Origin of the sequence: Anaerococcus sp. HMSC075B03, assembly GCF_001815585.1 — a bacterium.
GTDB classification, from domain to species: Bacteria; Bacillota; Clostridia; order Tissierellales; family Peptoniphilaceae; genus Anaerococcus; species Anaerococcus vaginalis.
In genome coordinates this window covers 52991-75473 of sequence record NZ_KV821195.1, presented here as the reverse complement: position 1 = coordinate 75473, position 22483 = coordinate 52991, and the positions used below count along the sequence as shown (strand labels likewise).

Annotated in this window: 23 protein-coding genes; 1 reads left to right on the top strand and 22 read right to left on the bottom strand. The window is 29.1% G+C overall.

The genetic code is table 11. From position 1 onward, the window contains the following. The 9 genes from lysS to HMPREF3045_RS06385 all read right to left on the bottom strand — a co-directional run. A partial coding sequence (lysS, locus tag HMPREF3045_RS06425; protein WP_070738087.1) for a lysine--tRNA ligase occupies positions 1-1776 on the bottom strand: 1776 nt, incomplete at its 3' end. Positions 1777-1784: 8 nt separating this feature from the next. Then, positions 1785-2258, bottom strand: a complete 474-nt coding sequence (gene greA, locus HMPREF3045_RS06420; protein WP_004838392.1) for a transcription elongation factor GreA — start codon at positions 2256-2258, stop codon at positions 1785-1787. 4 nt (positions 2259-2262) lie between these two features. After that, positions 2263-3228 carry a tRNA dihydrouridine synthase DusB gene (gene dusB / locus HMPREF3045_RS06415; protein WP_070738085.1) on the bottom strand — a complete coding sequence of 322 codons (966 nt, stop codon included), beginning with the start codon at positions 3226-3228 and terminating at the stop codon, positions 2263-2265. Beyond that, positions 3206-3997 (bottom strand): type III pantothenate kinase, encoded by a 792-nt coding sequence (locus tag HMPREF3045_RS06410; RefSeq protein WP_070738082.1) that lies wholly within the window; start codon positions 3995-3997, stop codon positions 3206-3208. The genes dusB and HMPREF3045_RS06410 overlap by 23 nt, the downstream gene beginning before the upstream one ends. Positions 3998-4069: 72 nt before the next feature. After that, positions 4070-4561, bottom strand: a complete 492-nt coding sequence (locus tag HMPREF3045_RS06405) for a DUF5673 domain-containing protein (protein WP_004838389.1) — start codon at positions 4559-4561, stop codon at positions 4070-4072. A gap of 100 nt (positions 4562-4661) precedes the next feature. Then, complete coding sequence (gene hpt / locus HMPREF3045_RS06400; RefSeq protein WP_070738079.1) at positions 4662-5213, bottom strand: hypoxanthine phosphoribosyltransferase; 552 nt, start codon at positions 5211-5213, stop codon at positions 4662-4664. Then, positions 5210-6598 (bottom strand): tRNA lysidine(34) synthetase TilS, encoded by a 1389-nt coding sequence (gene tilS, locus HMPREF3045_RS06395; protein WP_070738076.1) that lies wholly within the window; start codon positions 6596-6598, stop codon positions 5210-5212. The genes hpt and tilS overlap by 4 nt, the downstream gene beginning before the upstream one ends. Then, positions 6570-6887 (bottom strand): FtsB family cell division protein, encoded by a 318-nt coding sequence (locus HMPREF3045_RS06390; protein WP_070738073.1) that lies wholly within the window; start codon positions 6885-6887, stop codon positions 6570-6572. Before HMPREF3045_RS06390 ends, tilS begins: the two co-directional genes overlap by 29 nt. Beyond that, a complete protein-coding gene (locus HMPREF3045_RS06385) occupies positions 6880-7125 on the bottom strand; it encodes an RNA-binding S4 domain-containing protein (RefSeq protein WP_004838385.1) in 246 nt (81 codons plus the stop codon). The genes HMPREF3045_RS06390 and HMPREF3045_RS06385 overlap by 8 nt, the downstream gene beginning before the upstream one ends. A 101-nt stretch (positions 7126-7226) precedes the next feature. Here HMPREF3045_RS06385 and HMPREF3045_RS06380 point away from each other — a divergent pair, with 101 nt between their 5' ends. Next, on the top strand, positions 7227-8270 hold the full coding sequence (locus tag HMPREF3045_RS06380) for a DNA polymerase IV (protein WP_070738070.1): 1044 nt from the start codon (positions 7227-7229) through the stop codon (positions 8268-8270). A gap of 66 nt (positions 8271-8336) precedes the next feature. Here HMPREF3045_RS06380 and recA read toward each other — a convergent pair whose 3' ends face one another. The 13 genes from recA to nusA all read right to left on the bottom strand — a co-directional run bounded on the left by recA (position 8337) and on the right by nusA (position 22481). Beyond that, positions 8337-9407, bottom strand: coding sequence for a recombinase RecA (gene recA, locus HMPREF3045_RS06375; RefSeq protein WP_070738067.1), 1071 nt, complete (start codon positions 9405-9407; stop codon positions 8337-8339). Positions 9408-9480: 73 nt separating this feature from the next. Next, positions 9481-10011, bottom strand: coding sequence for a CDP-diacylglycerol--glycerol-3-phosphate 3-phosphatidyltransferase (gene pgsA, locus HMPREF3045_RS06370; RefSeq protein WP_004838382.1), 531 nt, complete (start codon positions 10009-10011; stop codon positions 9481-9483). A 1-nt stretch (position 10012) separates the two neighbouring features. Continuing rightward, positions 10013-12274, bottom strand: coding sequence for a DNA translocase FtsK (locus HMPREF3045_RS06365; protein WP_070738064.1), 2262 nt, complete (start codon positions 12272-12274; stop codon positions 10013-10015). A gap of 188 nt (positions 12275-12462) precedes the next feature. Beyond that, positions 12463-14571 carry a polyribonucleotide nucleotidyltransferase gene (locus tag HMPREF3045_RS06360; RefSeq protein ID WP_070738061.1) on the bottom strand — a complete coding sequence of 703 codons (2109 nt, stop codon included), beginning with the start codon at positions 14569-14571 and terminating at the stop codon, positions 12463-12465. A gap of 48 nt (positions 14572-14619) precedes the next feature. Beyond that, entirely contained in the window at positions 14620-14886 is a 267-nt protein-coding gene (gene rpsO, locus HMPREF3045_RS06355; RefSeq protein ID WP_004838379.1) for a 30S ribosomal protein S15, read from the bottom strand. Between the two features lie 161 nt (positions 14887-15047). Further along, positions 15048-15563, bottom strand: a complete 516-nt coding sequence (locus tag HMPREF3045_RS06350; RefSeq protein ID WP_070607695.1) for a YbaK/EbsC family protein — start codon at positions 15561-15563, stop codon at positions 15048-15050. A gap of 103 nt (positions 15564-15666) precedes the next feature. Further along, positions 15667-16608 (bottom strand): bifunctional riboflavin kinase/FAD synthetase, encoded by a 942-nt coding sequence (locus HMPREF3045_RS06345; RefSeq protein WP_070738058.1) that lies wholly within the window; start codon positions 16606-16608, stop codon positions 15667-15669. Continuing rightward, positions 16598-17482 carry a tRNA pseudouridine(55) synthase TruB gene (gene truB, locus HMPREF3045_RS06340; protein ID WP_070738055.1) on the bottom strand — a complete coding sequence of 295 codons (885 nt, stop codon included), beginning with the start codon at positions 17480-17482 and terminating at the stop codon, positions 16598-16600. The genes HMPREF3045_RS06345 and truB overlap by 11 nt, the downstream gene beginning before the upstream one ends. Beyond that, positions 17475-18455 carry a DHH family phosphoesterase gene (locus tag HMPREF3045_RS06335; protein WP_070738052.1) on the bottom strand — a complete coding sequence of 327 codons (981 nt, stop codon included), beginning with the start codon at positions 18453-18455 and terminating at the stop codon, positions 17475-17477. The genes truB and HMPREF3045_RS06335 overlap by 8 nt, the downstream gene beginning before the upstream one ends. After that, positions 18433-18816: a 30S ribosome-binding factor RbfA gene (gene rbfA, locus HMPREF3045_RS06330; protein ID WP_070738048.1), complete on the bottom strand. Its 384-nt coding sequence runs from the start codon at positions 18814-18816 to the stop codon at positions 18433-18435. Before rbfA ends, HMPREF3045_RS06335 begins: the two co-directional genes overlap by 23 nt. Before the next feature lies 1 nt (position 18817). Next, complete coding sequence (gene infB, locus HMPREF3045_RS06325) at positions 18818-20938, bottom strand: translation initiation factor IF-2 (RefSeq protein ID WP_070738045.1); 2121 nt, start codon at positions 20936-20938, stop codon at positions 18818-18820. 13 nt (positions 20939-20951) lie between these two features. Beyond that, on the bottom strand, positions 20952-21209 hold the full coding sequence (gene rnpM / locus HMPREF3045_RS06320) for an RNase P modulator RnpM (RefSeq protein WP_004838372.1): 258 nt from the start codon (positions 21207-21209) through the stop codon (positions 20952-20954). 24 nt (positions 21210-21233) lie between these two features. Further along, positions 21234-22481, bottom strand: a complete 1248-nt coding sequence (gene nusA, locus HMPREF3045_RS06315; protein WP_070738042.1) for a transcription termination factor NusA — start codon at positions 22479-22481, stop codon at positions 21234-21236. Positions 22482-22483 lie beyond the last annotated feature (2 nt).

Sequence of the window (22483 nt, the reverse complement as noted above, 5' to 3'; positions counted from 1 at the left end):
ACAAATTGCAAGTAGTGTCTTTCCAATTAAGCTCTCTGCGCTGTAATATTCCTTAATACCAGATAAAATAACTCTTTCTTTTTCAGAACCATCATCTAATGTAAATTTCAAAAGTTTTTTTGACTTAGGAACTTCTTCGCAGTTTTTAACCTTTACAACTCTAAAATCAGATTTTGAGAAAGTTTCAAAGTCTACCATATCTTCAAATAATGGTTCAACTTTCACTTTTGAAAGGTCAATTTCTTCTGTCGTAAGTTTGTCGTAAGTTTCGTAAGTTTCTTTTGACAAACCCCCATTTTCTGCCTTTTCTAAGCCTATTGGCTTCATTGTTGGGAAAAGTAATACGTCTCTTATTGAACGTTGACCTGTTAATATCATTATTAATCTGTCAATTCCAATTCCAAGTCCGCCTGTTGGAGGCATTCCTACTTCAAGAGCATTTACAAAATCGTAATCCATCATGTGTGCTTCGTCATCGCCTGCTTCTCTTTTTGCAACTTGATCTAAAAATCTTTGTTTTTGATCAACTGCATCGTTTAATTCTGAGAAGGCATTTGCAATTTCTGCTCCGTTTACAAAAGCTTCAAACCTATATGTTAAGCTTTCATCATCATTTTTTCTTTTTGCAAGTGGAGATATTTCTACTGGATAATCAATTACAAATGTAGGTTGAATTAATTTATCTTCAACAAATTCATCAAAAAATTCTGCAATTATTTCGCCTCTTGTTGATTTTACTTCTACATTTTTCTCTTTAGCAATTTTTACTGCATCTTCATATTCTGTAATTTCGTTAAAATCCACTCCAGAATATTCTTTTACAGCATCAATCATAGAAATTCTTCTCCAAGGAGTTTTTAATTCGATTTCTTTTCCATCAAACTCTACAAGGGTAGTTCCTTTTACTTTGTTTGCTACTTCTTCTACCATTGTTTCTGTAATTTCCATCATATCTTCAAAATCGCCATAGGCTTGATATAATTCCATTGTTGTAAATTCTGGATTATGAGTTGCATCCATGCCTTCGTTTCTAAACATTCTGCCTATTTCATAAACCTTATCGAATCCACCAACAATTAATCTTTTTAAATAAAGCTCTGATGCAATTCTTAAATACATTCCAATATCCAAACTGTTGTGGTGGGTTATAAATGGTCTTGCACTTGCTCCACCTGCAATTGTATTTAATATTGGTGTTTCAACTTCCAAAAATCCTCTATTTTCTAAAAATTTTCTAATTTCAGAAATTATTTTACTTCTAAGTACAAAAACATCTTTTACTTCTGGATTTACAATTAAATCTACATATCTTTGTCTGTATCTAATATCTGTATCTTTTAGTCCGTGCCATTTTTCTGGTAAAATTTGCAAAGATTTTGTTAAAAGATCTGCGTGTTCTGTTTCAATAGAAATTTCGCCTTGATTTGTTTTGAAAACTTTTCCTTCTATTCCAATTATATCTCCAATATCATAGCCTTTTGTTTCTTTGAAATTATCTCCCATGATATTTTTACGATTTACAACTTGGATTTGTCCAAGAGAATCTTGAACATCCATAAAGCTCATATTACCATGGCCACGTCTTGCCATAATTCTTCCAGCAACTCTTACGATTTTCCCTTCAAATTCTTCAAAATTATCTTTTATATCTTTGGATAAACTTCTATTTCTAAAATTTACAATAGCGTGAGGGTTTTTGCCGTCAGCTTTTAAATTTTCAAGTTTTTCTCTTCTAATTTGAAGCATTTCGTTAAGGTCTTGATTTTTATTATCCATATTTACTCCTATCTTATTTCTTTAATAGTATAGTAGCATTTTCCATTTGGTGTAACAACTTCTACTTTATCGCCTTTTTTCTTTCCAAGCAAAGCTTCTCCAACTGGAGATTCGTTTGAAATAAATCCTTCAAGTGGATTTGATTCAGCTGTTCCTACTATTTTATATTCCAAATCTTCATCAAATTCTTCATCGTGAATTAAAACTTTACTTCCTACGCTAACTTCATCTTTATTTGTAGAATCTTCAAAAGTTTTGGCATGTCTTATCATATCTTCTACTTTTGCAATTCTTGATTCAACTTCGCCTTGTTCGTTTTTAGCTTCATCATAATCAGCATTTTCTGAAAGATCTCCAAAAGATCTTGCTTCTTTAATTTTTTCTGCTATTTCTGGTCTTCTTTTTGTTTTTAAATATTCTAGTTCGTCTTGTAATTTTTGTAGGTATTCTTTTGATAGAATTACTTCTTTTTGTTCTGTCATTTTATCATCCTTTCAGTGTGGATTTATATTTTTCTAAGGCATCCATCACTTCTTCAATTGTATTTAATTTATTAACCAAATCACGAATTTTACTTGAGTTTTCAAGTCCTTTTATATACCATGATAGGTGTTTTCTCATTTGCGTTACTACTAATTTTTCTTTTTTATATTTTAATTCTAATTTGTATTGTTCTATAAGTTGGTCAATTATTTGTGTTGAAGATGGCTTTTCATAAAATCCCTTATTTATATAATCTTTTATTTCTTTAAATAAAAAAGGATTGCCCATTGCTCCCCTTGCAAGCATTACCCCATCAGCTTTTGTTTTATCAATTACTTTTACAAAATCTTCTACACAAAATATATCTCCATTTGCTATAACTGGAATTGAGAGATTTTCTTTTAATATTTTTATATGATTCCAATTAGCCTTTCCTGAATACATCTGTTGTTTTGTTCTTGCGTGTAAAATCACATAATCTATTCCAGCATCTTGGGCGATTTTTCCTATTTCTAAATAATTTAAATTTTTATCATCAATTCCTAATCTAAATTTAATATTTATTTTTTTGTCAGTAGATTTTCTCAAAGTCTTACAAATTTCTTCAACTAATTTTGGATTTGCCATAAGGGCACTTCCTTCGCCATTTTTTGTAATTTTTGCTACGGGACAGCCCATATTAAAAGAAATTTCTTTTGATTTTTCAATTGGATTTATTTTATCTTTTACTACCTTTTCTATTAGCTCAGGTTTTGAACCAAAAATTTGTATGTTACAATTTTTTTCGTTTTCTGAAATAAATAACAAATCGTCAGTTTTTTTATTGTCATAATAAAGAGCATTTACTGAAATCATTTCTGTAAAGGTTTTGTCTGCTCCGTATTTTTCTGCAATCAATCTAAAACCAACATCACTCACCCCAGCCAAGGGTGCCAACATTATTTGTTTATTTTTTAATTGTTCTCTCATAAATCAATCTTAAACCTTCTAAGGTTAGGTCATTTTCTACAATTTCGATGTATCTGGACTCTGATGCCAATAATTCAGAATATCCTCCAGTTGAAACTATATTTATTTCTTCTTTTGTGATACTTTCTTTTTTAATAATTTCTTTTATCAACTGTTCTATTATTCCATCAATCAAACCAATATATCCAAAAACCATTCCAGCATTTATTGATTCTGATGTATTTTTTGCAATGGCTGATGATGGATCATGCAATTCAATTCTTGGAAGTTGAGCTGTTCTATCTATCAAAGCATCAAGACTTGTTTTGAGTCCTGGTGCAATAGATCCTCCCAAATATTGTCCATGTTTATTTACAACATCGAAGGTTGATGCAGTTCCAAGATCAACTACTATTGTAGGTCCTCCATACATTTCGTAAGCTGCTACAGCATCTACTACCCTATCAGCACCAACTTCTCTTGGATTATCATATTTTATATCAATTCCAGTTTTTGTGCCTATTCCTACAATCATAGCTTCTCTTCCAAAAAATTTTCTATTTGCAGATTGCCATGAATATAAAACATCGGGTGCTACTGATGATATTATTGTATCTTCTATATTATCTTTATCAATTTTATGAATTGCCAAAAAATTATATAGAATTTGAACTATTTCATCGCTTGTTACAATTTGATTTGTTGTAATTCTAAATTTTGTTTTTAATTTCTTTTTATTGTAAACGCCAATCACAGTGTTTGTATTGCCGACATCTACTACAAGTAGCATATATTCTCCTAAATTTTTATAATCTCAACATTAACTCTAATATGATACATCATCTTGTTTGATTTTTCAAGATTATTTACCTAATTTATATTTTCTTATTAGGGTATTTATTTGTTCAATATCTTCAAATTTAACTTGGACTGATTCTTGATTATCTTGATGGTCTTTTCTAGTAATTACTACCAAATTTCCACGTTCTTTATCAAAGCCCCATTTTTTTAATTCTTTGTAAGTATAAAATGAATCGTTTAATAAGATTCCATTTTCTCCAATATAAATTTTTGTTTTTGTATTTAGAAAAAATACTAAGCCCATAACTATCATTACAGAAGCTGTCATAAGACCTGTTTGATTTTTCATTCTTATTCCTTGAAATAAATTTATAGCTCCTGTTACAATTAAAAGCCCAAACAAAATATATTCCATAGTTGATGATCTTTTTCCAAAACTTTTTACATCGCCTTGTAAATTTTTAACTGATTTTTTGCTTTTAAATAATTTAAATCCAAGCCATGCTATAAGTCCTACATAAATTAATATAATAAATTTGTCAAATTGTTTCATATTACCTCCTATTTTTATTTCAACTCAAAAAATAAGGCTTTTTTCAAAAAATGAAATAAAGCCAAATTTAATAAGATTTTAACATTTTTCTATCTTTATTTTACTCATAAACTTCTCTTTTTAAAACCCCAATAAAGGGTAGGTTTCTATACATTTGCATATAATCAAGTCCGTAGCCAACTACAAACTCATTTGGAATTTTAAATCCAGACCAATCTGGTTTTATTTCTATTTCTCTTCTTTCTGGTTTATCAAGTAAGGTTATAATTTTTACAGAATTTGCTCCTCTTTTTATTAAAGACTCTTTCAAGGCATCTAATGTTCTTCCTGTATCTATTATATCTTCAACTAATAAAACTTCTTTTCCAGTAATATCTGTATCCAAATCTTTTATTATTTTTACATTTCCTGAAGATTGTGTGCCATTTTCGTAAGATGAAACATCCATAAATTCTAAAGTACAATCTAATTTAATATTTTTGGAAAGTTCAGCCATAAACATAATTGAACCTTTTAGAATTCCCACAAGTACAAGCTCATTTTTGTCTAAATAATATTCGTTTATTTGACCTGCAAGCTGTTTTATTCTTTTATTTAAACTTTCTTCATCAATTAGTACTTGGTCTATTACATCTTCTAAATCAATTTTCATAACTCCTCCACACTTACCATTAAAATATTCGTATCTTCATATTTTACTTTAAAATCCTCACTTCTTCTTTTTCCAACAATCCATGCTAGCTTGTTGTTTATAAATAAAAGTGGAATTTTGTCCCTATCTTTTCTATTAATTTTTTCATCAATAAAGAAATCTTTGAGTTTTTTTCTTTTTTCATTTTTCATGGCGGTAAAATAATCGCCATTTACTCTATACCTGATTTTTATTGAAATATCATCTAAATTTTCCAAACTATAAAAAACTCTATTTTTTTTGCTAGAATTTTTATAAAAATCATAAGAAACAAGAGCTGTTTTAAATTTATAATTTCCAAAAATTTTCTTATCATTTAAATTCATATAGGTTTCTTTTAAATTTTTTTCAATAGTTTTTCTTTTTATGTAAAAATCATAAGACCTATAATTTTTTTCAAAAATTAAATCATCTTTAATAATTTTTTTCCCATTTTCCAATGACCTTATTTTTATAAAATCGTCTATATTTGTTTTTGAAAAATCATTGATATTTCCATACAAAAATTCTATAGCTCTTCTTATAAGCCTTGCCTTCAACGCATCTGAAATTTCTTCAAATTCATTTTTATCAAAAGAAATATGGTTTGTATCTTTTTTTATAAGAATTTTTTCAAGTTTTTCGTCTTCAACTTTTCTAATAATTTTATAATCACTTTTTGCAATTTCTGATAAGGAAATTAAAGAATTTTTGAAATTTGGATTTATTTTTTCGATTTCTGGTATTATTTCAAGTCTAATTTTATTTCTGGTATAATCAGTTTCCAAATTTGTATAGTCTATGTGATAGGAAATTTTTTCTTCATCTAAAAATTCCAAAATTTCACTTTTAGTAAAATTCATTATTGGTCTAATTATATCTTTGTTCTTATAATCCATTGCCCTAAGTCCATCAAGACCTGATCCTCTTATTATTCTCATAAGAACCGTTTCTGCCTGATCGTCTTTGTTGTGGGCAACTGCTATTTTTGCATTTTCGTATTTATTTTTTATTGACCTGAAAAAATCATACCTTAAAATTCTTCCAGCATTTTCCGCTGAAATTTTTTCTTTTTTTGCGTAATCATCCATAGACTTATGGTCTATAAATGTTTTAAATCCCAATTTCTCTCCAGTTTTTTCAACTAATTTTTCATCTTCATTTGCATCAAGCCTATGCAGATGATTTAGGTGGGCAATAATTATATTTATTTTGTAGTAATCTTTTACTTCATTTAACAAATAAATTAAAAATTGGCTATCAGGACCACCGCTTGCTCCAACAATTATGGTATCATTTTTTTCTATTAGATTATTTTTTTCTATTGTGGACTTAAACTTATTTATTATTTTCGTCTTTGTACACATATTCGTCTTTCTTAATCATACCTAATTTTTCTCTAGCTATTTTTTCCTTGTACTCATCTGTATTTCTATTTTCATAGTCTTCTTTTATAGAGTCAATTTCTCCTCTTATGCTAGAAATTTTGCTGTTTGTTGTTTTAATATTAGCATTTAAATCCACAATTTGCGCATTTACTTTGCTATTAAATGATTTTGACAAAACAAATACCAATACAAAAACAAGGATACTTCCCATCAAAAATCTTTTATTCTTTTTTGACCTATTTTTAAGGTATTTTTCACATTTATTCATCTATAACCTCATACATTTCGCTTGCATCATTTTTTTTAGCACCATCAATCAAGTCAAGAACTTTTACTTTTAAATTGCTTTTTCCAAAGCAAATTTCAACTATATCTCCACATTCCACATCACTTCCTGCCTTGGCAATATTACCATTTATTTTTACTCTTTCATTTAGGCAAGCGTCTTTTGCAACCTGCCTTCTTTTAATTATTCTTGAATTTTTTAAAAATTTATCTATTCTCATTAAATCACCTTAATTAATTATAACAAATAAAGACCCATTTAGTCCATAATAAAACAATTTCATTTATTTTTTATTATGAGTATAATTGTAATGGTGATATTATGAATAAAATTTTTCATATAGACTGCGACGCCTTTTACGCATCATGCGAAGAGCTTAGAAATCCAAATTTAAAAAATTTCCCAATGGCTGTCGGCGGTCTTTCAAATAAATCAATAATTACAACAGCAAATTATAAGGCAAGAGAGTATGGAATCCATTCTGCCATGCCAGTTTTTATTGCCAAACAACTTTGTCCAGATTTAATTATGGTAAAAGTCGACAGAAAATATTACAAGAAAAAATCAAAAGAAGTTTTTGATATTATAGAATCTTATTCACATACAATAGAACAGGTTTCGATTGATGAGGCATATATTTTTATAGACAATAATGAAGATAAAAAAATTTTAGCACAAAAAATCCAAAATCAAGTTTTAAAAGAAACAGGAATTGGAGTATCAATTGGAATTTCTTACAATAAATTTTTGGCTAAACTTGCAAGCGACTGGAATAAACCAATGGGCATAAAAGAAATAAGCAAAGAAGAAGTGCCTGAAATTTTAAAAAATTTAGATATTAAAAAAGTTCACGGACTTGGAAATAAGTCTGTTCAAAAATTAAAAGATATTGGAGTTTATAAAATTGAAGATTTGTTAAAACTTGACCAAGAATTTTTACAATCACTTTTTGGCAAGCAAGGAAGATATGTTTATAAGGTTATAAGAGGCGAAGATAATAGGAAAGTTCAAACAAATACAAAAAGAAAATCAATAGGCAGAGAATTTACCTTTAGGAAAAATACAAAAGATTTAAAAATTTTATACGCTTATATAGACGAACTTTCCCAAAAAATTGAAGAAGATTTGAAAGCAAAAGACATAAAAGCCTACACTATAAATTTAAAAATAAAAACAGAATATTTCAAAACTCATACAAAATCCTACACCCTACTTTCTCCAATATCAAAAAAAGAAGATATTGCAGAAATTGCCAAGGACTTGTTAGACCAAATTATTTCAAACGAAAAATTAAGACTTATAGGAATTTCCCTATCAAATTTATCAAAAAAGAATCATACTCAATTAAGCTTATTCGATAAATAATTTTTTAAAATTTCATAAATAAAAAAACGCAAGATAATAGAATTTTCTACTAGCTTGCGATTTTTTTTATTCTTCTTCGTTTTCAGAATCTTCTTCAACATTTTCAGATTCTTTTGAATCTTTTTTGTCAGAATTTATATTTTCTCTTAATTTTTCTTCAATTTCGTGTAGAATGTCTTCGTTTTCTTCAAGATATGTTTTTACATTTTCCCTACCTTGACCAAGTTTTTCTCCATTATAAGAATACCAGCTTCCTGCTTTTTCTACTATGTCTTCATCAACGGCAGAATCCAAAATTACTCCAGATTTTGAAATTCCTTGTCCATACATAATATCAAATTCTACAACTTTAAAAGGAGGAGCAACTTTATTTTTTACAACTTTTACCCTAGTCCTATTTCCTATATAATCATCGCCTTGTTGGATTCCTTTAATTCTTCTAATATCAAGTCTTACTGAAGAATAAAATTTAAGAGCCTTACCTCCAGTTGTTGTTTCAGGATTACCAAACATAACTCCAATTTTTTCTCTCAATTGATTTATAAAAATAACTGTGGTATTTGTTTTTGAAATAATTCCAGTTAACCTTCTCAAAGCTTGGCTCATAAGTCTTGCTTGAAGACCCATGTGGCTATCTCCCATTTGTCCTTCAATTTCTGCTTTTGGAACAAGCGCTGCAACTGAATCGACAACAATCAAATCAACCGCACCAGATCTTACCAAAGATTCTGCAATGTCTAGCGCTTGTTCTCCTGTATCTGGTTGAGATAAAATTAATTCATCAATATTTACTCCCAATTTTTTTGCATATTCTGCATCCATAGCATGCTCAGCATCAATAAAGGCACAAGTATTTCCCAATTTTTGATCTTCAGCAATGCAATGAAGAGTAAGAGTTGTTTTTCCTGAAGATTCTGGTCCAAATATTTCTATAACTCTTCCTCTAGGAAGTCCACCAACTCCAAGAGCAATATCAAGATTTATTGCGCCAGTTGGAATTACAGTTACATCAACCTTTGGAGCTTCGCCCATTTTCATAATAGCACCCTTACCATATTTTTTTTCAATATTTTTAAAAGCTTGGCTTAGGGCTTTTTCTCTATCATTATCTGTGTTTTTTTCTTTTTCTTTAGCCATATATTTTCCTTCCTATTTTATAAATTAAAAAATAAAACTTGTCTTCAAAAATTTAAAAAATTTTCTTTAAAATTTATATATCATCTAAATTTAAAACTTTTTTATTTTTAACTAAATAATCAATTCCTGAAAGCACTGTCAATACAACTGCTACATAAAATAAAACAAGACCTATTGAATTTAATGTAGGATTATTTAATAATAGCATTACAGTAGATACGCATTGGCTCATTGTTTTTGCTTTTCCGCCCTTGCTTGCTGCAATTGTTATATTATTGCTTGCTGCAAGAGTTCTAAGTCCTGTAATAATTAGCTCTCTTGAAATTATTAAAATAACTGCCCAGCTTGGGATTATATTTGTTGCTGTCAATAAAACAAATCCTGCCATAGTCAAAATTTTATCTACCAATGGATCCATAAATTTTCCAAAAGTTGTAACCAAATTTCTACTTCTTGCAAGATGTCCATCAAGAGCATCTGTCAAAGATGCAACTGCATATAAAATTGCAGCAACATTATACATTCTACCAAAAATTAAATATAATACCACAAATACTGGCACCAAAATCATTCTTACGGTTGTAACTTTATTTGCTATATTCATATTACTCTCCTTCTAAATAGCTATGATCTACCAAAACTTTTCTAGGCTTACTGCCCTCGTAACCACCGATTACGCCACGAGCTTCCAATTGGTCAATTATTCTCCCAGCTCTAGCATATCCTACTTTTAATTTTCTTTGCAAAAGAGAAACTGAAGCAGTGTTTTCATTTATAATAATTTCTATTGCCTCATCAATCAATTCATCTTCATCATCATTTTCAACAATTTTTGTTTTTTCCTCAACAGTCTCCATTGCTTTTTTATCGTATTCTTCTTCGCGAGTTTGTTTTATATAATTTACAACTCTCAAAACTTCAGAATCCGATACAAAAGCTCCCTGAATTCTCATAGGCTTCATTGCATCTGATGGAGAAAATAACATATCCCCTTTTCCAAGCAAAGTTTCTGCTCCGCTCATATCAAGAATTGTTCTTGAATCAATTTGACTTGTAACTGCAAAAGCAATTCTTGATGGAATATTTGCCTTGATTGTTCCAGTTATTACATCAACTGTTGGCCTTTGAGTTGCAATTATCAAATGGATTCCACAAGCCCTAGATTTTTGAGCAAGTCTTGTAATATAATCTTCCACTTCACTTGCTGCTGTCATCATTAAATCTGATAACTCATCTATTATTATAACAACATAAGGAAGTTTTTCTATATTTTCATCAATTTCTGATAAATCTCTGTATGATGAAATATCTCTTACGTGATTTTCTTCAAATAATTTATAACGTCTTTCCATTTCTCTGATTGCCCAAAATAATGAAGACGATGCTTTTTTTGGATCAGTTATAACTGGCATAATTAAATGAGGAATTCCATTATAAATTGAAAGCTCTACAATTTTTGGATCTATCAAAAGCAATTTAACTTCATCTGGCGAATGCTTATATAAAATTGACATTATAATCGTATTTATACAAACACTTTTTCCAGATCCTGTCGCACCAGATACAAGAAGATGGGGCATTTTTTCTATTGCAGAAACTTTTGGCAATCCTGATATAGATTTTCCCAAAACAAAAGGAAGTTCCTTAGAGCTTTTCATAAACTCTTCGCTTGCAATCATCTCTTTTAGGCCAACAACTTCTTTTTGTGAATTTGGAACTTCTATTCCAACGTGGCTTTTTCCTGGAATTGGTGCTTCAATTCTTATATCGCTTGTCGCAAGTGCAAGGGATAAATCATCAGATAAATTTAAAATTTTTGAAACTTTTACACCTCTTTGAGGTTTTAATTCAAAACAAGTTACGCTTGGTCCGATATTAATTTGAACAACTTTTGATTTTATACCAAAAGAATCCAAGCATTCCTCAATTCTTCTCGCCTTATCTTTTATATCATTTTGGTCAAGCTCGCTATCATCATCTCTATCATCAAGAAGATCTAGTTTTGGAAATTTATAATTTAAAGTATATTCTTCCTTAAAAGTTTGGTCAAAATCTGATAAATCGACTTGTTTAGATTTGTAGGAATTTATTTTTGCCTTTTCAAATCTTTGGTCAAAATCATCCTTATTTTCTTTTTCTACTTCTTCTTCAATCTTTATAACTTTATTTTTGCTTAAATCTTCTTTTTTATCTATATCTTCTCTTTTTTTGTTTTCTCTATTATTTCTAATTTTTTTAAGCTTTTTTTCTCTAAAGTAAGTTTTTATTTTATTTGAAATTTTCATATAGTTTTTTCCAATAAAATTTCCAAAAATTACAGTTTTTTCTTTGGTCTTTGTAATTAAGTCCTTATAAGATATGCCTAATAAATTTTTAATTAAAGAAATCCAAAAAATAATATATAAAATTATTATTCCTGCACTACCTATAAGCCTTTCTAGATAAAAACTAATATTTACTCCCAAAATGCCACCAGAGTCTCTTATCATTCTTTCAGCATTTTTAATTGATAGGGACAAAGTTTTATCCAAAAATTTCATAGATAAAATTGCCATAGTTAATAAAATCAGGATAAATAAAATATTAAATATCCTAAAATTTTTTTTGAACTTATCCATAAATACAAATAAAAAACTTATAAAAACAAAAATAAAAACAAAATAAGACATAAATCCAAAAATTCTAAAATTTGTATATGTAATAAAATCTCCCAATCTTCCAGTATTTGGAAGTATTAAAAATATAAATCCTATAAGAGAGATAAACATAAAAAATATAGAAAATGATTTCTTATTAAATTTTCTATTTGCAGATTTTTTTGAATATTTAGATTTTTTTCTTTTTCTATTTGAATTTGTATTTGCCATATTCACCTCACATAGATTATATAACAAAGGGGAAAATAAATAAACTGCCTAATAAATGGCAGCCTTCTTTTAACTTCTACAAAATTTTATTTATGGTGCAAAATGAATTAAAAATTTTCGCACAAGAAAAATAATTAATTCATTTTAACCATAATTTTTTGTAGTTAGTTTATAAAATCTTTTAAGACTTAGTCTTCTTTAGATTGTTTTTTTTCTTCTTCAATTAATAGGGCTTTTCTTGAAAGATTAATTCTTCCTTGCCTATCAATTTCTGTAACTTTTACCCTTACCTTATCTCCTATTTTTAAAACATCTTCAACTTTTTCAGTTCTTTTTGTATCAATTTGAGATATGTGTAAAAGTCCTTCTTTGCCAATTGCAATTTCTACAAAAGCACCAAAGTTCATTATTCTTTTTACTTCGCCCTCATAAACATCGCCAGCTTTTGGATCAGTTACAATTGATTTAATCATTTGGATAGCTTTTTTTCCGCTTTCTCCATCATTGCTTGCAACTGTTATGTGTCCATCATCCTCAGTTTCGATTTTTACACCAGTTGCATCAATTATTTTGTTGATTGTTTTTCCGCCAGATCCAATTACATCCCTAACTTTTTCTGGATCAATATCTATTGAAAAAATTCTTGGAGCATATTTTGATAAGTCTTCTCTTGGCTTGTCGATTGCTGATGTTATTACATCAAGAATTTTAAGTCTTGCCTTATGAGCATCAGCCAAGGCTTCTTGTAAAACTTCTTTATTTATTCCAGAAATTTTCATATCCATTTGAAGAGCAGTAATTCCATCTTTTGTTCCAGCAACTTTAAAGTCCATATCTCCTAGATGATCTTCAAGTCCTTGAATGTCTGTAAGAATTGAAATTGAATTTTCTTCTTTGATTAAGCCCATAGCAATTCCTGCAACAGGTTTTTTAATTGGAACTCCTGCATCCATTAGTGATAAAGTTGAACCACAAATTGATGCTTGTGATGATGAACCGTTTGATGATAAAACTTCACTTACAACTCTTATTGTGTAAGGAAAATCATTTGTATCAGGCAAAACTGGAATCAAAGCTCTCTCAGCCAAATGTCCATGTCCAACTTCACGTCTTCCAGGTCCTCTTAGTGGTCTAATATCTCCAACGCAAAATGGTGGGAAATTATATTGATGAATATATCTTTTTGTAATTTCTTCTCTGTTCATTGAATCAATTACTTGTTCTTCCCCAGGAGATCCTAATGTTAGAACTGATAAAACTTGAGTTTGACCTCTTTGGAATAATCCAGAACCGTGAGCTCTTGGCAAAAGCCCAGCTTCTGCAGATAAAGGACGAATTTCATCCATCTTACGTCCATCAGGTCTTATTTTATCAATTGAAATCATTCTTCTAACTTCTTTTTTCATAATAGAATCTACAGTTTTGTGAATTTCATCTTCACTTTCTGGAAATTCCTCTAAGAAATCTTCCCTACATTTTTCTTCTATTTCGTTAATATCATTTTCTCTTTGAACCTTATCAGTTGTTCTTATAGAATTTTTAATATCTTGTGTGTATTTATCTTTTATTTTTCTTTGAAGTTCAGTTTCAACTTCTTCACAAACTTCCATCTTTTCTTTGCCAATATCATCAATAATTGTTTGGATAAAAGTGCAAATTTCTTTAATTTCTGCATGAGCTACCATCATAGCTTCAAGCATCTCATCTTCTGATAATTCATTTGCACCAGCTTCAACCATATTGATTGCATCAGCAGTACCTGCAACTGTTAAATTCAAAGAAGTTTTTTCTCTCTCGTCTTTGTTTGGATTTACAATAAATTTTCCATCAACATATCCAACAGAAACTGCAGCAACTGGTCCATAAAAAGGAATATCAGAAATTCCAAGAGCAATGGATGCACCGATTGTTGTCATACAATCAGGTTCATTATCTTCATCTACTGAAAATGGGGTTGCAATTACTTGCACATCATTGTAAAAATTTTCTGGAAACAAAGGTCTTAAAGGTCTATCCATTTGACGAGAAATTAAAATAGCCTTGTCTGATGCCTTACCTTCTCTTTTTATAAATCCACCTGGAATTTTTCCAACTGCATAAAGTTTTTCTTGATAATCACAAATAAGTGGGAAAAAATCAATTCCCTCTCTTGGCTTGTCACTTGCAACAGCAGTAACTAATAAAATTGTATCGCCTGTTCTAATTAAACATTCGCCATTAGTTTGCTCAGCAACTTTTCCGATTGTTATAGAAAGATCGGAACCATTTTGTGACTTATATTCATAAGTTTTTTCCATTTTTTCTCCTAACTACAAAAAAGACGGGATAAGTCCCGTCATATTTAACTATTTTCTTAATCCAAGTTTTTCAATAACTTCACGATATCTTTCAATATCATTTTCCATTAAGTAATTTAAAAGACCTTTTCTACGTCTAATCATTTTGAAAAGTCCTCTTCTTGAAGAGTGGTCTTTTTTGTTTGCTTTTAAATGTTCAGTAAGTTCTTTGATTCTTTGAGTAAGAATAGCAATTTGAACTTCTGGTGAACCAGTATCTTTTTCGTCTTTTTGAAATTGTTTAATAATTTCTGTTTTTTGATCTTTATTTAACATAAAATCCTCCTAAAATTTATTCGCCATAACCATGAAATAGTCCGAGGAAACTTAGTCCATAGTTAAGGTATCTTTGATATTATACCAAATATCTTTATTTTTGCAAAGAAAAAATTGCATATTAATTTTTCTTATTTAAAAATAAAATTAATCTCAATTTTTTAAAAATCTAATTCATTAATTCCTGCTTTAAAATCAAAAATTTCATAATCATATCCACAGTCTTTTACTAATTTGAAAATATCTTCATTTTTTATAAAAAGAGTTTTGGTGTTGTCGTCTGGATGAAAGGTCATAAGATCATTTTCTTCTATCATATCTTTATCAAAGAACACCTTTATATTTTCATTTGTATTCATCAAACCAAAAACTGATATAATTCCTACTTCTTGCTCCATTATTTCATAAACTTTTTTCGGATCAAGAAAGTGCATTCCTTTTTCATTTAATAATTTATTATAATCTTTTAAGCTAATCATTTTTTTATCATCCATAACTATCAAATAATATTGTCTATTCTTTCTATTAGCCAAAAAAAGATTTTTTGTCCTTGCCCCTTCTTTTCCTTCAATATATTTATCAGCTTCTTCTGTAGTTTCAGCTGGAGGATGCTCTACCATGTCATATTTTATATTTAATTTATTAAGTCTATCAAATACTTTTTTGGAACTACTCATAATAATCTCCTTTTTAAAATTTTCAAATTACAATTTTAAATTCTATATTATAAATACCCAATAGGATTAAAAATAAATTTGAGCACAAAAAAAGAGCAGTTACCTACTCTTTTCTATATTTTTCTATTAATTTTCTTCCAGTTTTTTTATCTTTTTCCATTTGTCCGATTAATTCTTCAGGAGAATTAAATTTATAATCAGGTCTTAGATATTCTAAAAATTCTATGCTTATATTTTTCCCATATATATCTTTGGAAAAATCCATTATATAAGTTTCGATTTTCATTTTTTTATTTTCAAAGGTTGGGTTTGTTCCTATGTCTGTTAGGGAATAATAAAAATCCCTGTCTATATTTACTCTGGTAAAATAAACTCCAGATTTTGCTGTAACGTATTTAAATGAGGGCTTTAGATTTGCTGTTGGAAAATTTAAAAGTCTTCCTCTTTGGGCGCCTTTTATAACTTTTCCTTGCATTTTAAAAGGATGTCCCAAGTCTTTGTTGGCTTTTTCAATTTTTCCTTCTCTTACCATTTGTCTTATGTCTGTGGAATTTATAATTTTTCCATCATCAAGCTCAAAATCTACTACTTTTGTTTTGTAGGCAAAATCTTCCTCGTATTTTTTTAAAGTTTTTATATCTCCTTTTGCCATTTTCCCAAACCTATAATTATCTCCAACTATTACATATTTGGTATTTAATTTTTTATATAAAATTTCTTCAATAAATTCGTAAGGAGATAGATCTTTAAATTTGTCTGAAAATTCTAGCAAACAAAAACATTCTATGCCCAAATTTTTCAAAATTTCTATTTTATCTTCAAGACTTGTAAGATATTCTCTTTCTCCATTTAGGATATTTTTGGTGTTTTCTTTAAATAATAATACAGATGGCATTAGATTTTTTGCTTTTGAAATTTTTATATTTTCTTTCATAAGTTTTTGATGCCCCTTGTGGACCCCATCAAAATTTCCAAGGCTTACTGCCTTTGGCGATAAGTCAAATTCATTAAAATCTAGGTCAAATATTTTTATATTATCCTTCATAAAACACCTTCTTTAACTTCAAAGTCTTGTTTTTATTTTTATATTCTCCAAGCCCAATAAATAAATCTTTAACATAAACTCTAATAAGTCCATCAAAATTTTTTTCAAGATCAACTTTCATAGTCATTCCATTTGTAGCTTGTTTGTAATAAGACTTATCTAAAATTATTTTTTCATATTGATTTAGGGCATCATCAATTGGAATAAGATTTTTTATAATCTCATCAACAGCTTTTTTTTCAAAATCTTCAATTTTTATGGCATCTTTTACATCAAAATTTCCAACTTTAAGCCTTCTAAGTTCTTTTACTGTGGCAAATGATTTTAAAACTTCTCCCAAATCATTTACAAGACTTCTTATATAAGTTCCTTTTGAACAAGTTATTTTAAATCTTGCATAAGGAAAATCAAAATCTAAAATTTCAAAATCATAAACTTTAATTCTTCTTTGTTTTCTTTCTACAATTTTTCCTTCTCTTGCAAGCTCATATAATTTTTTGCCATTTTGTTTTAAAGCCGAATACATAGGAGGAGTTTGAAAAATTTCTCCTAAAAAATTTTCTTTTATTGCCTTTTCCAAATCTTTTTTTTCAAAAGTTTTTGAAGATTTTTCTAAAATTTCCCCTGTAATATCTTGGGTATCTGTTTTTTGCCCAAAAAATGCAAGAGTCTCATAGATTTTAACCTCATCCATTAAAAAATCTGAAACTCTTGTTGCTTTGTTAATTAAAAGTGGCAAAAGACCAGTTGCAAGAGGATCAAGAGTTCCTGCATGGCCTATTTTTTTTATGCCTAGTTTTTTTCTTGCTTGATATACACATTTTCCTGATGACATTCCTGTACTTTTATCAATTAACAAAATTCCACTAGTCATTTATTGCCTCTTCTAAAATTTTTCTCATTGTATTTAATGCCTTATCCATTGAATCTGTATTTATTGTAAATCCAGAAGCTCTAATGTGACCACCGCCACCATTATCTCTTGCAATTTTAGAAACATCAAGATAATCTTTGCTCCTTAAAGAAATTTTAAATTCATTTTCTCCATATTCTTTTACAAGACAAGCTACTTCAATTCCTTTTAAATCTCTAAGCATATTTACAACCGATTCACTATCACCCATTTGTACACCAAAATCCTTACAAGTTTTTTGGCTTATCCCAACAAGGGCATAAGGCTTTTTAAATTCTACCTTGTTTAAAAGATGATTTTCAAATTGTAATTTTGAAATTTCTTTATTTTGGTAGAGATTTTTATAAATCATTTCAAAATCTGCTCCGATTTTATACAAATCTGCTGCAGTATAAAAAGTTAATTCACTTATATTTGAATATAAAAATCTACCAGTATCCGTAACCAAGCCAGCATACAAAAGTGTAGCTATTTCTTTATCAATCGGAAGATTTAATCTTTTTATAATTTCATAAACAAGCTCACAACTTGCAGGAGAATCTGAATGAATTATATTTAAATCCGTTTTGATAGAGCCACCTTCATGATGGTCAATTACAAGAACTTTTTTAGATTTTTTACAAATTTCTATTGCCTTATCAATCCTATCAAATTCTGAACAATCAACAATAATAAACAAATCATATTCTTTTTTGCTAGGATTTTTATAAAAATCAATTTGTGGTAAAAATTTTAAATACTCATCCACTTCGCTAATTTTTATAACATCAGATTTTTTTCCATAAAGCTCAAGAGATTTCCTAAGACCAAGAGCTGATCCTAGGGCATCTCCATCTGGATTTATGTGAGCTGAAATTGCAATTGTATCAGCCTCATCAATAAATTTTTTTAAATTTTCTAATTCTTTTTGGCTAATCTTCTCGATTTTTGGCATTTTTTTCATCCCTTTTTATGGTTTCAGCAATTAGCTTATCCATATACACGCCATGTTCGATAGAATTGTCATATTTAAACCTAAATTCTGGCATAGATCTTAATCTCATTCTCTCGCCAATCAATTTTTTCATATATCCTTTTGCTTGTTCAAGAGCTTCTATTACAGATTCTTTTTTGTTTTCATCTCCTAAAACTGAAACAAAAATATCAGCATATGATAAGTCATTTGTAACTTCTACTTCAGTTATAGAAACTATTACATTATCTGATAATCTTGGATCATTAATATCTTCTGCCAAGATTTTTGATAATTCTTTTTGCATTTGAGAAGATATTTTTAAGGTTCTTCTTTTGTCCATTCTATTCTCTTTCTTTTTCTATCATTTCGTAGGCTTCAAGCTCGTCGCCTTCTTTGATGTCGTTGAATTTTTCAAGGCCAATTCCACCTTCGTAACCATTATTTAATTCTTTGGCGTCATCTTTAAATCTTTTCATAGATTCAATTTCTCCATCAAAGATAACAACATTGTCCCTTAATAATCTTATCTTTGCTCTTCTTGGAATTGAACCACTTGTTACAAGAACACCTGCAACCATTCCTGCATTTGGAATTTTGAAAGTTTCTTGAACTTTTGCACGACCTAAAACTTTTTCTTCAAATTCTGGATCAAGCATTCCTTTGAGAGCTTTTTCTACATCTTCTATCGCTTCATAAATTACAGAATAAGTTCTTATTTCTATATTATTTTCTTCTGCCATTTGAAGAGCACCTTGAGTTGGACGAACATTAAATCCAATTATTATAGCATTTGATGCTTGAGCAAGAAGAACATCTGATTCTGAAATTCCTCCAACAGCTCCTGCAATTACATTTACAAAAACTTCTTCGTTTGAAAGTTTAGAGAATGAACTTGAAACTGCATCTACTGTTCCTTTTACATCAGTTTTTACTATAATATTTAATTCTTTTAATTCTCCATCTTCGATGCCTTCGTACATATCTTCAAGGTTTGTATTAGATTTTTGAATTAGTCTTTCTTCTCTTTTTTGCTCTTTTGCACGATCTGCATAAGCTCTTGCAGTTTTTTCATCTTCTACAGCAAAAATTTTATCTCCTGCTTCTGCCACATCGTTTAGTCCTAAAATTTGGGCTGGCATTGATGGACCTGCTTGTGAGATTGGCTCTCCTTTTGAATTAAACATAGCTCTAATTCTTCCTGATGATGAACCAGTAACTACATAATCTTTATCGTGAAGAGTTCCTTTTTGAACAAGAACAGTTGCAACAGAACCTCTTGCCTTATCAAGTTGAGCTTCAATTATAATTCCAACTGCAGCTCTGTCTGGATTTGCTTTTAATTCTCTCATTTCTGCAACAAGTAAAACCATCTCCAACAAATCTTTAATTCCATTGCCAGTTCTTGCAGACACTTCTACCATGATTGTATCTCCGCCCCAGTCTTCTGAAACTAAACCATATTCTGTAAGTTCTTGTTTTACTCTATTTGGATCACTTTCTTCTTTGTCCATTTTATTTATTGCAACAATTATTGGAATTTCTGCAGCTTTTGCGTGGTTAATCGCCTCAATTGTTTGTGGCATTACTCCATCATCTCCAGCTACAACCAAAATTGCTATATCAGTTGATTGAGCTCCTCTCATTCTCATTTGAGTGAAAGCTTCGTGGCCTGGTGTATCCAAAAATACAATTTCTTTATCATTTATTTTTACAGTTGAAGCACCAATGTGTTGAGTAATTCCTCCAGCTTCTCCAGATGCAAATTGTGTATCTCTAATTGCATCTAGAATTGAAGTTTTTCCGTGATCAACGTGTCCCATTACTGAAACTACTGGTGGACGAGTTTGTAAATCTTTTTCGTCATCTTCGAAATCTAAATCTTTTTCTTGAATTTCAATTTCATCAAGCTTAACTTCTTTTGCAATTTCCTTATTAAATTCAAGAGCAACAAGCTCTGCTTGTTCAAATTCTATTTGATCATTTAAACCAGCCATTACTCCAAGTCCCATAAGTTTCATAATAACTTGGTTGGCATTTTCATTGATTTTTTCCGCAAAAGATTTTACTGAAATTGATTCTGGAATATAAATATTTCCATCATCATTATTTTCTGCTTTTACTTCTCTTTTGGTTGATTTTTTTGATCTTTTATTTTGCTTTTTATTTTTGTTTTTCTTTTTTTCTTTTTTCTTTGATGACTTTTTGTCTTTTTTATTTTTTGAATTTTTATCTTCCAAAGATTTTTCTTCTGATTTTTTTTCTGCTTTTATTTCTTTTTTATCTTCTTTTATTTTTTTATCTTCTCCAAAATATTCTTCAACTATTGCAAGTTCATCTCCACTTAACACTGACATGTGGGATTTTATTTTTAGTCCAAATTCGTCTTTTAGTAGACTGAGCATTTCTTTCGTACTTTTTTTGTGTTCTTTTGCTAATTCATAAATTCTTAATTTTTTAGCCATCTAATCACCTCTTTTATTTCATAGCAATTATCTCCTCATAAAGATCATCACTAATTTCAGTTTTAAAAACTTTTTCTAATTTTCTTTTCTTCTTGGCTTCGTTTATGCAAGTTTCATTTTTACAAATATAAGCTCCCCTACCATTTTTTTTGCCGGTAGGATCTAGGATAATTCCTTCTTCTTTGTTTTTTACTATCCTAATCAATTCGTGTTTGTCTTTGTTTTCTCCACAAACTATACATTTTCTTTGTGGTATTTTTCTTTGTTTCATTTTTTCACCATTATTAATAAGTTATTATTCATCACTTTCTTCAATATCTTCTTTAATAATTTGGTCAAGGTCGTTTGATAAATCTTCTATATTTTCTTTATCTATATCTAAATTTTCGCCTTGTTGTGCATTTTCATCTTCTAAAATATCATCTTTTGAATTTTCTTCAATATTTTCTAAATCTTTGTCTGTTTGTTCGTTAAGACCAAGTATTTCATCAATTTCTTCTTGGCTTAATTGGTCGAATTCTTCTTGACTTTTTATATCGATTTTCCAGCCTGTAAGTCTTGCTGCAAGTCTTGCGTTTTGTCCTTCTTTTCCAATGGCAAGAGATAATTGATCTTCTCTTACAACAACCAAGGATTGTTTTTTCTTATCATTTATATAAACTTCATTAATTTCTGCAGGAGATAAGGAATTTTTTATAAATACTTTTATATCTTTATCGTAATTTATAATATCAATTTTTTCTCCTTGCAATTCTTCTACTATTGAATTTACACGACTTCCTTTAAAGCCAATACAAGCTCCAATTGAATCAATTTCTGGATCATTTGAGAACACTGCAATTTTTGTTCTTGAACCTGCTTCTCTATCTATTCCATAAATTTCAATTATTCCATTCGTAATTTCTGGAACTTCAAGCTCAAATAATCTTACAACCAAGGCCTTATCTTTTCTTGATAAAATGATTTGTGGCTCTTTTGTTGTATTTTTTACTTCTTTAATCAAAACTTTTATTCTTTGGTTTGGAGTATAAGTTTCATTTTCTACTTGCTCTTTTATCGGAATAATTCCTTCAATTTTATCAAGATTTATGTAGACATTAAACTTATCTTCTCTTTGTACAACGCCTGTTATAATTTCATTTGCCCTATCCAAATATTCAGAATAAACTGAATCTCTTTGGGCATCTCTAATTTTTTGGATTACAATATTTCTTGCAGTTTGAGCTGCAACTCTTCCAAAATTTTTCGGTGCAATTTTAACCCTACAAATATCGCCCAAATCAAGTTTAGGGTCAATTTCTTTTGCTTTTGTCTTAGAAATTTCAGCTATTGGTTCATTTACTTCTTCAACTACATTTTTTAGAGAATATACTTCGATTTCTCCAGTTTCATCGTCAATACTTACATCAACATTTTCATTATTATCGTAGTTTTTTTGGTAAGATTTTACCAAAGCTTTTTCCAATGCTTCAAGGATTATTCTCTTGTCAACATTTTTAGTCTTTTCAAGCTCCTCTAAGGCAATTATAAATTCTTTATTCATTT

What these genes read in the sequence shown, in the direction of transcription:
- greA (WP_004838392.1), bottom strand. Translation starts at nt 2,258, where the DNA reads ATGACAGAACAAAAAGAAGTAATTCTATCAAAAGAATACCTACAAAAA.
- dusB (WP_070738085.1), bottom strand. Translation starts at nt 3,228, where the DNA reads ATGAGAGAACAATTAAAAAATAAACAAATAATGTTGGCACCCTTGGCT.
- HMPREF3045_RS06410 (WP_070738082.1), bottom strand. Translation starts at nt 3,997, where the DNA reads ATGCTACTTGTAGTAGATGTCGGCAATACAAACACTGTGATTGGCGTT.
- HMPREF3045_RS06405 (WP_004838389.1), bottom strand. Translation starts at nt 4,561, where the DNA reads ATGAAACAATTTGACAAATTTATTATATTAATTTATGTAGGACTTATA.
- hpt (WP_070738079.1), bottom strand. Translation starts at nt 5,213, where the DNA reads ATGAAAATTGATTTAGAAGATGTAATAGACCAAGTACTAATTGATGAA.
- tilS (WP_070738076.1), bottom strand. Translation starts at nt 6,598, where the DNA reads ATGTGTACAAAGACGAAAATAATAAATAAGTTTAAGTCCACAATAGAA.
- HMPREF3045_RS06390 (WP_070738073.1), bottom strand. Translation starts at nt 6,887, where the DNA reads ATGAATAAATGTGAAAAATACCTTAAAAATAGGTCAAAAAAGAATAAA.
- HMPREF3045_RS06385 (WP_004838385.1), bottom strand. Translation starts at nt 7,125, where the DNA reads ATGAGAATAGATAAATTTTTAAAAAATTCAAGAATAATTAAAAGAAGG.
- HMPREF3045_RS06380 (WP_070738070.1), top strand. Translation starts at nt 7,227, where the DNA reads ATGAATAAAATTTTTCATATAGACTGCGACGCCTTTTACGCATCATGC.
- recA (WP_070738067.1), bottom strand. Translation starts at nt 9,407, where the DNA reads ATGGCTAAAGAAAAAGAAAAAAACACAGATAATGATAGAGAAAAAGCC.
- pgsA (WP_004838382.1), bottom strand. Translation starts at nt 10,011, where the DNA reads ATGAATATAGCAAATAAAGTTACAACCGTAAGAATGATTTTGGTGCCA.
- HMPREF3045_RS06365 (WP_070738064.1), bottom strand. Translation starts at nt 12,274, where the DNA reads ATGGCAAATACAAATTCAAATAGAAAAAGAAAAAAATCTAAATATTCA.
- HMPREF3045_RS06360 (WP_070738061.1), bottom strand. Translation starts at nt 14,571, where the DNA reads ATGGAAAAAACTTATGAATATAAGTCACAAAATGGTTCCGATCTTTCT.
- rpsO (WP_004838379.1), bottom strand. Translation starts at nt 14,886, where the DNA reads ATGTTAAATAAAGATCAAAAAACAGAAATTATTAAACAATTTCAAAAA.
- HMPREF3045_RS06350 (WP_070607695.1), bottom strand. Translation starts at nt 15,563, where the DNA reads ATGAGTAGTTCCAAAAAAGTATTTGATAGACTTAATAAATTAAATATA.
- HMPREF3045_RS06345 (WP_070738058.1), bottom strand. Translation starts at nt 16,608, where the DNA reads ATGAAGGATAATATAAAAATATTTGACCTAGATTTTAATGAATTTGAC.
- truB (WP_070738055.1), bottom strand. Translation starts at nt 17,482, where the DNA reads ATGACTAGTGGAATTTTGTTAATTGATAAAAGTACAGGAATGTCATCA.
- HMPREF3045_RS06335 (WP_070738052.1), bottom strand. Translation starts at nt 18,455, where the DNA reads ATGCCAAAAATCGAGAAGATTAGCCAAAAAGAATTAGAAAATTTAAAA.
- rbfA (WP_070738048.1), bottom strand. Translation starts at nt 18,816, where the DNA reads ATGGACAAAAGAAGAACCTTAAAAATATCTTCTCAAATGCAAAAAGAA.
- infB (WP_070738045.1), bottom strand. Translation starts at nt 20,938, where the DNA reads ATGGCTAAAAAATTAAGAATTTATGAATTAGCAAAAGAACACAAAAAA.
- rnpM (WP_004838372.1), bottom strand. Translation starts at nt 21,209, where the DNA reads ATGAAACAAAGAAAAATACCACAAAGAAAATGTATAGTTTGTGGAGAA.
- nusA (WP_070738042.1), bottom strand. Translation starts at nt 22,481, where the DNA reads ATGAATAAAGAATTTATAATTGCCTTAGAGGAGCTTGAAAAGACTAAA.